Raw genomic sequence first — 14709 nt, 5'->3', positions numbered from 1 at the left:
AACAGAAATGGACTGCGCTCGCACAAGCACTTCAGAATCCCACTCATCCCGAAGGGTGAGCTTGCGGCTTTAGCCGTGGGAGTGTCAATAATAAGTTAATCGAAGTGAAAAGGGTGAAAAAAATGGATCAGAACTCATATATCGAACGTCAAAAACAAGTAAAATTTGCAGTTGGTATGGCCGCAATCGATGGGGGAAAACCAAGTCCTTTTACACAAAAATTGCTGGAGCGATATGAAGATGGCGAAATCACTTCAGCCCAGTTTAAGCAAGCCATTATGGAGAAGTACACGAAAGCACGTCAATCCTAATGGATCCTTACGTATACCCCAACACGAGTGTGCTTATAAATAAGCTTGGGATTACTGACGAACAACAACTGATTACTGTTGAAGCACAGCTCATCATTGCAAACATATTAGAAGTAGAGTCATTCATTTCGGAAGTGGATTTCGATAGATCACAGACAAACCGTCCAAAATTCGCTCATGTTTATAAATATTGATTGAACGAAATTCACCGGCCCACTCATACAGTTCATTAAATAGATGTCGATGGAGTTGTTGCAAAGAATGATAACTATCGTGATTCTAAGCATATTCGAACAAATTTAGAGTCTATTTTTGATTGGCAACAAGAAATCAAATGGGAGCATAAAAATATACGCCTCCCTGTCTATTTCGCTAAGCTAATGACAGACTTGTGGCGGGTCCATCCTTTCCGTGAAGGGAACACCCGCACTGTTTCTGTTTTTATGAAACTTTTTGCTCAACATCATAATTTGCCTTTTAATGCAGAACTGCTTTCCAATAATGCCGGTTACCTTAGAAATGCACTTGTCATGGCTGCCATCAACGAAGCTCCAGACCCGAGCTATTTACACAGAATTATAAATGACGCTTTGGCCACTGATGTCTCTAACAAGTTGGCAAAGAACGATTCCTCTCCCGAAAAATATCGCACAATTGGATCGTACAACGTTTCTAACTATGAAGAGAAGCCGTTCTCTACAGACTACGATGAATCGTGAGTTCTAGCCCAAAGATTATAAAGGCGCTTTAATTATTAAGGCAATAAAATAGCCCTTAGCTGAACCGTATGAAAACGGAAAAGCTAAGGGTTTTTATTATACTTTTTCCATCCACGCCACGGTCTCCACATGCGCCGTATGCGGGAACATGTCGACCGGTGTGACTTCGACTAATTTGTAACCGCGATCCGCGAGATAACGCATATCGCGCGCTTGCGTCGCGACGTTACACGACACGTAGACGATTCGCTTCGGTGCCATCTCGACCATCGTCTCGAGGAATGACTCAGCACAGCCTTTACGCGGCGGGTCGACGACGATGACGTCCGGATTAATCCCGTCTTTCTTCCATTTCGGCAACACGTCTTCTGCCGCGCCGCACGCGTACGTCACGTTATCAATCTCATTGACGAGCGCGTTCTGTTTCGCGTCTTCAATCGCTTCCGGCACGACTTCGACACCGTACACGTGCGCCGCTTTCCGGGCGAGGAACAGACTGATCGTCCCGATGCCGCAATAGGCGTCGACGACTTGTTCCGTCCCGGTGAGTTGCGCGTATTCGAGCGCCTTGCCATACAGCTTCTCCGTCTGGACCGGGTTGACTTGGAAGAACGAGTGCGGAGAAATCGTGAACGTCAGGCCACCGATCTTGTCCTCAATCGTCTCATGGCCATAGAGCAACTTATTCGTCGACCCTAAGATGACGTTCGTCTTGTCCGGGTTGACGTTTTGTATGATCGACGTCACGTCCGGGAGACGCTTCACGATGTCGGCGACGATCTCGTTGACACCTTTGATTTTCGACGTCTTCGTGATGAGGACGATCATCAACTCGCCTGAATGGTATCCGTACCGGGCCATGACGTGACGGATGACACCGCGTCCGGTCTTCTCGTCATAGGCCGGGACGCCGTGTGCTTCCAATACGTCACGGACGACTTGGACCGCTTCATCATTGCGCTCGTCTTGGATGAGGCACTCCTTCATCTCGACGATGTCGTGCGAACGTGGGCGATAGAAGCCGGCGACTAAACGTTCTCCTTCTTGCTTGAACGGCACTTGCGCCTTGTTGCGGTAACGCCACGGTTCCGGCATGCCAATCGTCTCGTGGACCGGCACGTCGAACTGGCCGAGTCGCTTCAGCACATCGACGACGCGGTCCCGTTTTTGACGGAGCTGACCGTCATAGCTGAAATGTTGGAGCTGACAGCCCCCGCATTGATAAAAGATTGGGCACGGCGGCTCGACGCGATCCGCGCTCGCTTGTTTCACATCGATCAAGCGGGCGAACCCGTACTGTTTGTTCGTCTTCGTCACGACGATCTCGACCGTCTCGCCTGGGAGCGCGTTCGGGACGAATAACGTGTAGCCGTCGACGCGCGCCACGCCAGCCCCTTCATGGGTCAGGTCGTGGATGGTGACGTCAAGACGGTCATTCTTTTTAACTGGTAGCATGTGCCTCTCCTTTCTCGATTCAAAAATTCCTGTATATACCGTTACCCGTTCGAGGCGAACGAAAAGCTCGACGTGTGCGCCACGCCGAGCCGACTCATTCTGCTTTCTCGATTGACACGTTGAACAGCTGTTTAATCATCTGTTCGCGCTCATATTGGGCGTTCAGCTCTTCCATCTCGCGAATGCGCGCGTTCGGCGCGAGCACCGTCAAGTGACGGAACAAGTTCCGCATCTCACCGGTACACTCCCCGCCATACTCGCCGTCGATGTTGAGACTCATCGGCTCCGTCGTCTTCATCCGGACGTGGCTCGTCTTGAAGTGCTCGACGAGCGGACTCGTCAAGTGCTCGCCCCGTAAGAGCAAGCGGACGACATGGATGAACTCGAACAAGTTACATTTACGTAAGATGAACAAGTCGAACAAGCCGTCGTTCAGCGACGCGTGTGGTGAAATCTTCTCGAAACCACCGACCGAGTTCGAGTTCGACGTGAGGAAAATCATCACCTCGCCGCTGAACGTGCCTTCGTCGTGCTCGAGTTCGATATACGTCGGTTTGATGAGCGGTAGCTTCTCCATCCCTTTGACGTAATACGCGAGCTGGCCGAGCGCCGTCTTCAACTTCGACGGCACTTCGTATGACAGCTCGGTCATGATGCCGCCGCCGGCGATATTGATGAAGTAGTGGATGTCACCCTTCTCGCCTTCAATCTCACCGAGGTCGACCGGCATCTCGAAGCCGTCGCAGATGACGTCGAGCGCCCCGACGACACTCAAAGGAATACGCATCGCACGGGCGAAGTCGTTCGTCGTGCCGACCGGAATGAGCCCGATCGTTGGACGTGTCTCGAGCGGTGCAAGGCCCGAGATGACTTCGTTCAGCGTCCCGTCCCCGCCGGCCGCGATAATCAAATCGAACTCGGCCGCAGCGGCCCGGACGGCTTCCTGCGTCGCGTCACCAATCGCTTTCGTCGCGTACGTCGACGTCTCATAACCCGCATCCTCTAAGCGGTTCAAGATGTACGGGAGCTCCCGTTTGATCACTTCTTTTCCTGATGTCGGGTTATAGATGACCCGCGCACGTTTCCGTTGCATACTCTTCCTCTCCCTTTGCTCATATCGAGCGAAAAGCGAGACACAAGTGCCTCGCCGCTTCGTCAGCGTTTGGCAATCTCTTCGTGGAACAAGCCATCGAGGAGTGCCGGGTTCGCCATCCCTTTCGTCTGTTTCATGATTTGCCCGATGATGAAGCCTTTCGCCCGGTCTTTCCCGTTCTTAAAGTCTTCAATCATTTGCGGATGCGCCTCGAACAACTCAAGGATGTAGCCGCGAAGCAAGTTCTCGTCCGAGATTTGGGCGAGGCCGTTCGCTTCCACATACGCTTTCGGTTCGGCGCCTTCTTCCATCATGGCCGTGAACACACGCTTGGCGATCTTCGAAGAAATTGTACCGTCTCCAATCAAACGAATCAACTCTGCGAGCGCGCCCGGTGTGAGTTTCATCGTCTCGATCGTCTCGTCCGACTTGTTCAAGTGGCCGAGCACTTCACCCATGAGCCAGTTCGCCGCGGCTTTTGGCTCGGCACCGGCCGCCGTCGTCGCTTCGAAGAAGTCCGAGAACTCACGCGTCGACGTGAGCGCCTTCGCGTCATACGCCGACAAGCCGTAATTGCTCATGTAGCGTTCGCGACGGGCCGCCGGCAGTTCCGGAAGTGTCGCCCGGATGCGATCTTTCCACGCCTCGTCAATCTCGAGACGGACGAGGTCCGGCTCTGGGAAGTAGCGATAGTCGGCCGCGCCTTCTTTGACACGCATGAGAATCGTCTTCTTCGCCGCCTCGTCGAAACGAAGCGTCTCTTGACGCATGACGCCACCCGTGATAAGGAGTTTGCGATGACGGTCTTCTTCATACTCGAGCGCCTTCAACACGTTCGAGAACGAGTTCAAGTTTTTGAGTTCCGTCTTCGTCCCGAACGGTTCTTGACCGAACGGACGGACCGAGATGTTACAGTCGCAACGAAGCGACCCTTCTTCCATCTTGACGTCCGAGACGCCCGCGAACGAGAGCACTTCTTTCAAGCGCTCGAGGTACGCGACGGCGTCTTTCGGTGAGCGCATGTCGGCCTCACTGACGATCTCGATGAGCGGTGAGCCGGTCCGGTTGAAGTCGACGACCGAATGCTTCTCACCCGTGTGGTTCATCTTCCCCGCATCTTCTTCGAGGTGGACCCGCTCGATGCGGAACCGTTTCATCTCGCCGTCGACTTCGACGTCGACGTGACCGTTGAAGCCGATCGGCTGGTCGAACTGCGAGATTTGGTACGCTTTCGGCGTGTCCGGATAGAAGTAGTTCTTCCGGTCGAATTTCGTATCGGTCGCGACTTCACAGTTGAGTGCCATCGCGGCCTTGATGGCAAGGTTGACCGCCTCTTCGTTCAATTTAGGCAAGACGCCCGGGTGTCCGAGACAAATCGGACACGTCTGTGTATTCGTTTCGGCACCGTACGTGCGCGAGCAGCCACACCAAATCTTCGACTTCGTGCTCAGCTCGGCGTGCACCTCGATCCCGATGATCGTTTCAAAGTTCATCGTACGTCCTCCTTAAAGCTGTGGCATTTTGAAACCGCCGTTTGCTTGTTCGAAAGCATGGGCCACGCGGTAGAGTGTTGGTTCACTGTAATGGTTCCCGATGATTTGAAGACCGACCGGGAGTCCTTCTGACAGACCGGCTGGGACCGAGATAGCCGGGACGCCCGCCAAGTTGACGGGGATCGTCATAATATCGTTAGCGTACATCGTGAGCGGGTCTTCGAGCTGGTCGCCGAGTTTGAACGCAATCGTCGGAGCAGTCGGCCCGATGATGGCGTCGTACTTCGCGAACACTTTTTCAAAGTCTTGCTTCATGAGCGTTCGGACTTGTTGCGACTTCTTGTAGAAGGCATCGTAATACCCAGAGCTCAAGGCGTACGTTCCGAGCATGATGCGACGTTTCACTTCTTCGCCGAACCCTTGCTCACGCGAGTACGTGAACACTTCTTCGAGCGCGTCGGCCTCGGCGCGTCGGCCGTAACGGATGCCGTCGAAGCGGGCGAGGTTCGAAGATGCTTCAGACGAAGCGAGCAAGTAGTACGTCGGGAGCGCATATTTCACCGTCGGGAGCGAGACCGTCTCGACCGTCGCGCCGAGCGACTTGAGCGTCTCGATTGCTTCCTCGATTTGTTTACGGACACCGTCCGAGACACCTTCTGCCATGAATTCTTTAGGCAAAGCGAGCTTCAAGCCTTTGATATCGCCGTGAAGCGACTTCGTGTAGTCTGGGAGGTCGACCGTCGATGACGTCGAGTCCATCTCGCAATGTCCGGCAATCGCGTTCAACAAGTAGGCGTTATCTTCGACGCTGCGTGTGAGCGGACCGATTTGGTCGAGTGACGAGGCGAACGCGACGAGACCGTAACGTGAGACGAGGCCGTACGTCGGCTTCATGCCGACGACACCGCAATACGCGGCCGGTTGACGAATCGATCCACCCGTATCCGAGCCGAGGCTAAACAGCACTTGGCCGGCTGCGACCGTCGCCGCCGAACCGCCTGACGAACCACCTGGTACGCGGGTTGTGTCCCATGGGTTGCGAACGACTTTGAATGCCGAGTTCTCGTTTGACGAGCCCATCGCGAACTCGTCCATGTTGAGCTTCCCGATCGTGACGGCACCGGCGTCATGCAGACGCTCGACGACCGTCGCGTCATGGGCCGGTACGAAGTTCTCGAGGAACTTCGAGGCACACGTCGTGCGTGTCCCTTTCGTGACGATGTTGTCTTTGACGCCGATCGGCAATCCGAAGAGCGGATTGTCCGCTGTCTTCGCGAGGTCGTCCATCCGTTTCGCCTGCTCGAACGCATCTTCGTTGAGCGTCAAGAACGCACCGACTTTCTCATCTGTGCGCTCGATTTGATCGAACGACTCTTTGACGAGGTCCGTCACCGAGACCTCGCCTTCTTTTAATAAGGTATGTAGCTTCGCTACACCGTGGTCGAATAAACTCATAGGGGCCTCCTTATTCAAAGACGGCTGGGACGCGGACTTGGCCGTTTTCCCAATCAGGTGCCATCCGTTCGACTTCCTCGCGTGGAAGCGACGGGCGGACCTCGTCTTTGCGTAGTACGTTTTTCAAATCTAGGGCATGGGTCGTCGGGATGACGCCCGTTGTATCGAGTTCATCGAGTTGCTCCGCGAACTCGAGGATTTTTGTCAATTGCTCCGTGAAGTGCGTCACCTCGTCATCTGTGATCGCAAGGCGGGCGAGTCCGGCGACGTGCCGTACTTCATCTTCTGTGATTCGAGTCAATCTTCACACCTCCAACATGGTTTCATACATCGTTCCTTATCATACCACTATTTCATAAGACAAAAAAGAAAATCCAATCCGCTCGAAAGCGACACGTTTTTTTACAAACATGGGGAATCCGACCCGAACATTGACTCGTTTCCAAAAATAGCTATTCGGTCGTCGGCGGATTGTCCTTATGCTTAGAGAGAAGACTGAATGACAGGGAGGATCATTATGTCAATCCGGAACAAACTGATTGCCGCGTTCACCGTCTTGCTCATCTTGTTGCTCGGCGTGAGCGGATACGCCCTATACGCGTTGAACGCCTCGAAGGCCGCACAAGAAGATATGACCGTGTCGTGGGTGCCAGGCATGGACCAGATTCATCAAGTCGACAAACAGTTGCTCGAGATACGGCGCCATCTGATTCGACACGCTCTCGTCGAGGACGAAGTGACGAAACAGAACGTCGAGCGCGACGTCGAGACGGGCGTCACGATTTTAAAGCAACGGATGAGCGGCTATGAATCGACGATCATCACACAAGCTGACCAAGAACTGTTCGATCAGGCCGAGACGCAGTGGACGACGTTTCAAACGAACATCACGGAACTATTGCGCATCTCAAACGAGGAAGGCCAATCTGAGGCCGAGGCTTATATCCGCGACACGGCGACGCCGAGTGCGGATGCGCTGTCGAACACGCTCGGCCTTCTCGTCAACTTGAACCGTGACGCCATCATCTCCGACACGGAACAAGGCGAGGCGCTGTTTGAACAAGTACAGCTCACGCTCATCGTCATCCTAGCCGCCGCTGCCATTTTCACCGTGCTCATGATGCTGTTCATCTTCCGCTCCATCTTCGAACCGCTCAACGAGTTCAAAGTAAAGATGCGGGAACTCGCGACGAGCGAAGGCGATTTGACGACGGCAATTCCGGTGAAGCGCCGAGACGAGTTTTCGGGGCTCGCACGCGACTTCAACCAATTCATCGCCAACTTGCGTCAACTCATCCTGCAAGTGAACGACGTGTCTCGCGGTGTCGCCGCACAGTCGGCCAACACGTATGAAGAGCTAAAAGCGCTCGACACGTATATGACGACGACGGCCGCGACGACCGAGGACTTGACGGCCGGCATGCAACAGACGGCCGCGAGCGCCCAGGAAATGAACGCTTCGGCTTCCGACATGGAACGGACGCTCCAACACATCGTCTCGATGGCCGCCGAACGAAAAGACGAGGCGAAACGGGTCGATGCCCGGGCCGTCGCCCTTCGTGGCCATGCCGTCGAAGCGAAATCGTCCGCTCTCCACGTCCTCGATTCGACCCGACAACGATTAGAGCGGGCGATGCAAGACGCGAAGGCGGTCCGCGAGATTGCGACGCTCACGAACGACATTCTAGACATCGCCGCCCAGACGAACCTGTTGTCTTTGAACGCCTCAATCGAAGCCGCGCGTGCCGGTGAAGCGGGCCGCGGATTCGCCGTCGTCGCCGACGAGATTCGAAAGCTCGCCGAGACGAGCCGCTCGACCGTCGAACGGATCCAAGGCATCTCAGCGACCGTGCTCCAGTCGGTAGACCATCTGAACGAGACGTCGAGCGAGATGCTTACCTTCCTCGACACGAACGTCGTCAAAGACTACGACCAACTCGAAGAGGCGGCCGAACAGTACAGCGCGGACGCGGGACGGTTCGAGACGACCGCTTCCGAGTTCGCCGACGCCGCGACCGAGCTCGAACAGTTGACGTCGAATATGATTTCTGTCATCCAAGATGTCGCCGTCACAGTGAACAACGGCGCGCTCGGCACGCAAGAGATTGCTGAGAAAGTGACGCTCTCGGTCGACCGGTTCGGGGAGTTGAACCGTGCCACCGAGATGTCGCAACAAAAGATGGACGAGTTGAACGAACTGATTAGCCAATTCAAAGTATAAAAAATGGAAGCTTCCTGTGAAGGAGGCTTCCATTTTGATTAAGCGATGGACTTCCGCAACTCTTTCTGTCGTTCCAACTCGAACCGTTTCGTCTCTGCGACGACGACGCCGGACAAGAACAATAACCCGATCAAGTTCGGGATTGCCATCAACCCGTTGAACACGTCCGAGATGGCCCAGATGAGGTTCAAATTCGTCGTCATGGCGCCGAGTCCGGCGACAACGATGTATAGGACACGATACGGCACGATCGACCGCTCGCCGAACAAGTAATAAATCGATCGTTCCCCGTAGTAGCACCAGCCGATCACTGTCGAGAAGGCGAAGAAGACGAGCGAGATGGTGACGATCAGCTCGCCGACCGGTCCGAGGAAATACGCGAACGACGCTTGCGTCAACTCGATGCCTTGCAGACCGCTCGCGTATTGCCCGCTCATGACGATCGTCAAGCCCGTGATCGAACAGACGATGAGCGTATCGATCAACACTTGCGTCATCGAGACGAGCGCCTGTCGTCCCGGGAAATCAGTCTTTGCGGCCGCGGCAGCAATCGGTGCCGAACCGAGTCCGGCCTCGTTCGAGAACACGCCGCGCGCGACACCGTATCGAATCGCGGCCCCAAGCGCCCCGCCGCCGATCGCTTCAGCGCTGAACGTGCTCGCGAAGATGGTCGCGAACGCCGACGGAATCAACTCGAAGTTCATGACGAGAATGGTGAGACCACCGCCGACGTAGGCGAAAATCATGACCGGCACGAACACGCCGACGACTTTCCCGATCGACTTCACGCCACCGAGGATGACGAACGCCGTCAACACCATGAGCGTGAGCCCGGTCACAATCATCGGGACGCCGAACGACGTGTTGAGCGCGAGGCTAATCGAGTTCGTCTGGACGCCGTTGCCAATCCCGAACGCGGCGATGGCCGCGAACAAGGCGAACGTCATGCCGAGCCAACGTTTCTTCAAGCCGTGCTCCAAATAATACATCGGGCCACCGGCAATCTCGCCCCGCTCATCGACGACGCGATATTTGACGGCAAGGATGCCCTCCGCGTATTTCGTCGCCATCCCGATAAAGCCGGATAGCCACATCCAGACGATGGCGCCCGGCCCACCGAGGACGACCGCCGTCGCGACCCCGACCATGTTCCCGGTCCCGACCGTCGCGGCGAGCGCGGTCATGAGTGCCTGGAAATGGGTGATGTCCCCGCGTTGCTTCTTCTGTTCAGCTTTCGCTTTCGGGATGAACGCCTCTCTCAAGCCGAACCCGAGTCGCGTCACTTGGATGAAGCCGAGTCGGACGGTCAAGAAGATTCCCGTCCCAATCAATAAAATAAGTAAGTGTGGACCCCAGACAAGGTCCGATAACGCCGTTAACCAGTTTTCAAATTGTGTCATCTGTCCGTTCCCCCTATGTCGTACCGTTGCCCTTCCCATTTTTCAGAAGATTCACATACACGTCAAGTTCGTCCTGGCGCAAAATCCCCTCCTTCTCGTGTAAACAACTTGTCACAAACGGGCTGAGACGTTCGTATACGTGGACATCCATCACAGGAGATTGACATCAAATTGTAAACGATATCTACAAAAAAACGGCCTCCTTTTTAGGAGACCGATTCAAACTTATGACGTGACGGCCGCTACGACTTCGTCGACGTGCCCGTTCACTTTGACGCTCCGCCACTCCTGTTCGATATAGCCGTCCTCATTGATGAGGAACGTCGAACGGACGATGCCGTAGTACTCTTTGCCGTAGTTCTTCTTTAGTTGCCAGACGCCGTAAAGCTCCGACACTTCATGGTCGGCGTCGACGAGCAGGTCGAACGGGAGCTCGTGCTTGTTGATGAAGTTTTGATGCTTCTTCTGGCTGTCGGCCGAGATGCCGATGACGACGGCGCCTGACAGTTTTGGCATCGCGTCGCGGAAGTCACACGCCTCGGTCGTGCAGCCCGGCGTCGAATCTTTCGGGTAGAAATAGAGGACGACCTTTTGGCCGCGGTACTGTTCAAGCGAGATCATGTCGCCGTTTTGGTTCGGTAATGTGAATGTCGGTGCTAACATCATCGTTTCCTCCTTAACCGAACGACGGATCGACGAGTCGTTCGTCGTAGCCGTCGATGGCTTGTTCTAGTTTTTGTTTGAGCGGCTCGAGCGCTTCCAAATACTCGACCGGGTCTTCCGTCGCGGCCGCCGCGCGTAACCCGTCTTCCTGTTCATCATACCAGTTCACGTACGCCTCGAAATAGTCGATCATCACTTGCTGGTTCTCCGGGACGGTAAGCGTCTCCGACAACAGGAGGAAGACGTTATTGTCCGCTTCGAGCGCGACATAGTCCGTCTGCGCGTTGACACGGTCGTAAATCGGGCCGGCCTCGTCTTCCGGTACGTCAGCGAGACGGGCGTTCGCTTCCGGGTTGATCCCGTACTCGTTCGCTTCGATGCCGGTCAACAACTCGCCGACCTCGCCGATGACGTCAATCGGGAGCACGGCCGGTGTCACGACGAGCTTCCAGTCCTCTCCGTCTTTGATGGCGACTTTCGCCAACCGGTTCGGCAGTTCATTCCCGTCCGCGTCTTCCATCTCGTGAACGAGATACGCCACGTCTCCGGCCTCGTTCACCCAACTCTCATAGATGTCCCCAGGGGAAAGTTCACGCGTCACGGCACCGGTCGCCGGGATATCGGTCCACTCGCCCGCATAATCGAGGGCCGCGAGCGCCTCGGCGTCACCTTGTCGAAGCGCTTCCTGATAGTCCGCATAGACGGTCTCGACCGCTTCCGGGAGCGGTCGTTTCACCTCTTCGGCCGGTTGCTCTTCCCCGTTGCCGCACGCGCCGAGCATCACGACGAGCACAAGCGGAAGGATCCACTTCTTCATCCAATCATCCTTTCCCGTTACCTCTCTTGTCCTCATCCTACCATGACTTGATTTTGAGCGAAAACGACACGCTTTTCTGGAAAATTGTTTCACTAGGATTTCCCTTGATTTTTCGATACAATACAGACGTAAGCGCTTAAATACACAATCACTTTTAAGGGGGAACGAGAATGATTCCATACAAACATGAACCATTCACAGACTTTACAAACAAAGAGAACGCCGCGGCCATCCAAGCGGCAATCGAGAAAGTGAACGGTGAACTCGGGAAAGACTATCCGCTCGTCATCGGTGGGGAGAAAGTGACGACAGAAGGCAAAATCACGTCTTACAACCCGGCGAACAAAGAGGAAGTCATCGGACACGTCTCGAAAGCGAACCAAGAGCTCGCGGAGCGTGCGATGCAAGAAGCGCTCACAGCGTTCGACTCATGGCGCCACGTCGACCCGGCTGTCCGTGCCGACGTCTTGTTCAAAGCGGCGAACATCGTCCGTAAACGGAAACATGAATTCTCGGCATACCTCGTGAAAGAAGCGGGCAAGCCATGGAACGAGGCGGACGCGGACACAGCGGAAGCGATTGACTTCATGGAGTACTATGCGCGCCAAATGCTCGAACTCAAACCAGGTAAAAAAGTCGAGAGCCGTCCGGGCGAATACAACCGCTATGACTACATCCCACTCGGGGTCGGGATCGTCATCAGCCCTTGGAACTTCCCGTTCGCGATCATGGCAGGGACGGCCGTCGCGGCCATCGTTGCCGGGAACACGATCCTCTTGAAGCCAGCTTCGACGACACCGATCGTCGCAGCGAAATTCGTCGAGGTCATGGAAGAGGCAGGTCTGCCGAAAGGTGTCCTCAACTTCATCCCAGGGCCGGGCGCTGAAGTCGGTGACTATCTCGTCGACCATCCGAAGACGCGCTTCATCAGCTTCACAGGTTCACGCGACGTCGGCCTCCGCATCAACGAGCGCGCCTCGAAATTGAACGACGGCCAAATCTGGCTCAAGCGTGTCATCGCCGAGATGGGCGGGAAAGACACGATCGTCGTCGACGAGTCAGCGGACCTTGAGCTCGCAGCACAGTCGATCGTCAAATCGGCGTTCGGCTTCTCAGGACAAAAATGTTCGGCTTGTTCACGTGCCGTCATCGTCGACAGCGTGTATGACACGGTTCTCGACCGCGTCGTCGAGTTGACGAACGAACTCTCGGTCGGAAACACAGAGAAGAACGAACACTTCATGGGGCCGGTCATCGATGCGGCCGCGTTCAAGAAGATCACGTCGTACTTCGACGTCGCGAAAGAAGAAGGACGCATCGTCGCCGGTGGGAAAGCCGATGACTCGACAGGCTACTTCATCGAGCCGACAGTCGTCGCGGACGTCGCGCCGAAAGCGCGTCTCATGCAAGAAGAGATCTTCGGACCGATCGTTGCGTTCACGAAAGCGAGCGACTTCAAAGAAGCGATCGACATCGCCAACAACACAGAGTACGGCTTGACAGGTGCCGTCCTCACACGTGACCGCTCGAACCAAGAGTATGCGCGTCAAAATTTCCACGTCGGGAACTTGTACTTCAACCGTGGCTGCACAGGCGCCATCGTCGGCTACCAGCCGTTCGGCGGGTTCAACATGTCAGGGACAGACTCGAAAGCAGGCGGACCGGATTACATCCAGCTCCACATGCAAGCGAAAACGACGTCTGAGACGTTTTAATCTTCAAGTCCGGCTCAACGTGAGCCGGGCTTGTTTTATAAGGAGGATTATTCATGGAAACGTTCGATGACTTTTTAACAACGATTGACGACCCGGAGCGACGCGCCAAGCTAGACGACGTGTTCGACTGGATACGCCAGACGTTCCCCCATCTCGAGGAGCGCATCGCCTGGAACCAACCGATGTTCACCGACCACGGGACGTTCATCATCGCGTTCAGCGTCGCCAAAGCCCATTTCGCGGTCGCCCCGGAAGCGGTCGCACTCGAACAGTTCGCCGACCGGATCAAGGAATCTGGCTACACGCAGACGAAACAGCTGTTCCGCATCAAGTGGGACCAAGCCGTCGATCAGGAGCTGTTGCACGACATCATCGCCTTCAACATAAAAGATAAGGCGGATCACACCTCATTTTGGCGGTGAACGAAGATCAGGCACGACGGCGTCGACCGTCGTGCCTTTTTTCATCCTAACGCCACGTCTAGTATCATCATGATGGCGAACCCGAGCATCAACGCCATCGCCGCCAAATCCTTATGCCCGTTCTCTTGCGACCCCGGGACGACTTCTTCGACGACGACGAAAATCATCGCCCCAGCGGCAAAACTCAAGGCGAACGGCAAGAGCGGCTCCATCATGTAGACGGCCCATACCCCAATCAAGGCGGCGACCGGTTCGACGACGGCCGACAACTGTCCGTAAAAGAAGCTTTTCCGCCGTGACATTCCTTCCCGCCGTAACGGCAACGAGACGGCTGTCCCTTCTGGAAAGTTTTGAATACCAATCCCGATGGCGAGCGCGATGGCCCCGGTCAACGAAGCGGAAGGAAAGTCAGCCGCGACCGCGCCGAACGCGACCCCAATCGCTAATCCTTCCGGGATGTTGTGAAGGGTGATCGCCAAGACGAGCAACGTGCTGCGCTTCCGTTTTTCTGGCTCGATCCCTTCCGCCTCATCCATCGAGGACGTCGGATGTAGGTGCGGCAGCAACTTGTCGACACCCCACAAAAAGAGTCCTCCTAACAAGAAACCGACTGTGGCCGGGAACCAGGACGGCCAGGCACCCTCGCCCGCCATCTCGATCGTAGGCGACAGGAGCGACCAGAAACTAGCCGCAATCATCACCCCACCGGCAAAACCGAGCATGCCGTCCATCAGCCGCTGGTTGATCGACTTCGTCGTGAAGACAACCGCCGCCCCGAGCGCGGTCATTCCCCATGTGAATAACGTGCCGATTAATGCCTGCATCGCCGGGCTCAAAGACACGAACCGTTCGACCATCGCTGCCGCCTCCGTATTCTCCGTCATGTGTGCTCCTTGTCCTTTTCCACCGCTTCGATCGAACGTAACCCGTCACCACCAAAAAAGG

At 55.4% G+C, this 14709-nt stretch carries 14 protein-coding genes and 1 pseudogene; 6 read left to right on the top strand and 9 right to left on the bottom strand.

Annotated elements, in window-relative coordinates; all coding sequences use genetic code 11:
- Positions 1-122: 122 nt before the first annotated feature.
- From KNP76_RS04190 to KNP76_RS15790, 3 genes and pseudogenes are all read left to right on the top strand, one after another.
- On the top strand, positions 123-311 hold the full coding sequence (locus KNP76_RS04190; RefSeq protein ID WP_024370554.1) for an antitoxin VbhA family protein: 189 nt from the start codon (positions 123-125) through the stop codon (positions 309-311).
- A gap of 233 nt (positions 312-544) precedes the next feature.
- Positions 545-754 (top strand): annotated as a pseudogene (locus tag KNP76_RS16020) (Fic family protein); the annotation flags it as partial.
- Positions 755-1030, top strand: coding sequence for a hypothetical protein (locus KNP76_RS15790; RefSeq protein WP_051690369.1), 276 nt, complete (start codon positions 755-757; stop codon positions 1028-1030).
- A gap of 96 nt (positions 1031-1126) precedes the next feature.
- Here KNP76_RS15790 and rlmD read toward each other — a convergent pair whose 3' ends face one another.
- The 5 genes from rlmD to gatC all read right to left on the bottom strand — a co-directional run bounded on the left by rlmD (position 1127) and on the right by gatC (position 6827).
- Entirely contained in the window at positions 1127-2485 is a 1359-nt protein-coding gene (gene rlmD / locus KNP76_RS04180) for a 23S rRNA (uracil(1939)-C(5))-methyltransferase RlmD (protein ID WP_214842899.1), read from the bottom strand.
- 94 nt (positions 2486-2579) lie between these two features.
- Positions 2580-3644: a diacylglycerol kinase gene (locus tag KNP76_RS04175; RefSeq protein WP_338032660.1), complete on the bottom strand. Its 1065-nt coding sequence runs from the start codon at positions 3642-3644 to the stop codon at positions 2580-2582.
- Complete coding sequence (gatB, locus tag KNP76_RS04170) at positions 3641-5071, bottom strand: Asp-tRNA(Asn)/Glu-tRNA(Gln) amidotransferase subunit GatB (protein WP_034817894.1); 1431 nt, start codon at positions 5069-5071, stop codon at positions 3641-3643. The genes KNP76_RS04175 and gatB overlap by 4 nt, the downstream gene beginning before the upstream one ends.
- A gap of 12 nt (positions 5072-5083) precedes the next feature.
- Positions 5084-6526 (bottom strand): Asp-tRNA(Asn)/Glu-tRNA(Gln) amidotransferase subunit GatA, encoded by a 1443-nt coding sequence (gene gatA / locus KNP76_RS04165; protein ID WP_214842897.1) that lies wholly within the window; start codon positions 6524-6526, stop codon positions 5084-5086.
- Positions 6527-6536: 10 nt separating this feature from the next.
- Positions 6537-6827: an Asp-tRNA(Asn)/Glu-tRNA(Gln) amidotransferase subunit GatC gene (gene gatC / locus KNP76_RS04160; RefSeq protein ID WP_024370560.1), complete on the bottom strand. Its 291-nt coding sequence runs from the start codon at positions 6825-6827 to the stop codon at positions 6537-6539.
- 216 nt (positions 6828-7043) lie between these two features.
- On the opposite strand from gatC, the gene KNP76_RS04155 reads away from it, so the two are divergent.
- Positions 7044-8747, top strand: coding sequence for a methyl-accepting chemotaxis protein (locus KNP76_RS04155; RefSeq protein WP_214842895.1), 1704 nt, complete (start codon positions 7044-7046; stop codon positions 8745-8747).
- 38 nt (positions 8748-8785) lie between these two features.
- Here the strand turns inward: KNP76_RS04155 and KNP76_RS04150 are convergent, their stop codons facing one another.
- From KNP76_RS04150 to KNP76_RS04140, 3 genes are all read right to left on the bottom strand, one after another.
- Positions 8786-10147 carry an alanine/glycine:cation symporter family protein gene (locus tag KNP76_RS04150; RefSeq protein ID WP_214842893.1) on the bottom strand — a complete coding sequence of 454 codons (1362 nt, stop codon included), beginning with the start codon at positions 10145-10147 and terminating at the stop codon, positions 8786-8788.
- A gap of 225 nt (positions 10148-10372) precedes the next feature.
- Positions 10373-10810 carry a thioredoxin-dependent thiol peroxidase gene (bcp, locus tag KNP76_RS04145; protein WP_081825801.1) on the bottom strand — a complete coding sequence of 146 codons (438 nt, stop codon included), beginning with the start codon at positions 10808-10810 and terminating at the stop codon, positions 10373-10375.
- A gap of 13 nt (positions 10811-10823) precedes the next feature.
- Positions 10824-11627 (bottom strand): nuclear transport factor 2 family protein, encoded by an 804-nt coding sequence (locus KNP76_RS04140; protein ID WP_214842892.1) that lies wholly within the window; start codon positions 11625-11627, stop codon positions 10824-10826.
- A gap of 170 nt (positions 11628-11797) precedes the next feature.
- Here KNP76_RS04140 and pruA point away from each other — a divergent pair, with 170 nt between their 5' ends.
- Both pruA and KNP76_RS04130 read left to right on the top strand, forming a co-directional pair.
- Positions 11798-13342: an L-glutamate gamma-semialdehyde dehydrogenase gene (gene pruA, locus KNP76_RS04135; RefSeq protein WP_034804518.1), complete on the top strand. Its 1545-nt coding sequence runs from the start codon at positions 11798-11800 to the stop codon at positions 13340-13342.
- A 53-nt stretch (positions 13343-13395) separates the two neighbouring features.
- Positions 13396-13764, top strand: coding sequence for an iron chaperone (locus tag KNP76_RS04130; protein WP_211780681.1), 369 nt, complete (start codon positions 13396-13398; stop codon positions 13762-13764).
- A gap of 41 nt (positions 13765-13805) precedes the next feature.
- On the opposite strand, the gene KNP76_RS04125 is transcribed toward KNP76_RS04130, so the two are convergent.
- Positions 13806-14621: a ZIP family metal transporter gene (locus tag KNP76_RS04125; RefSeq protein WP_214842921.1), complete on the bottom strand. Its 816-nt coding sequence runs from the start codon at positions 14619-14621 to the stop codon at positions 13806-13808.
- Positions 14622-14709 lie beyond the last annotated feature (88 nt).

The organism is Exiguobacterium sp. s150 (genome assembly GCF_018618435.1).
In the GTDB taxonomy this organism is placed as follows: domain Bacteria; phylum Bacillota; class Bacilli; order Exiguobacteriales; family Exiguobacteriaceae; genus Exiguobacterium; species Exiguobacterium alkaliphilum.
The sequence above is the reverse complement of the archived record's forward strand: the minus strand, read 5'-3'. Positions and strand labels throughout refer to the sequence as shown.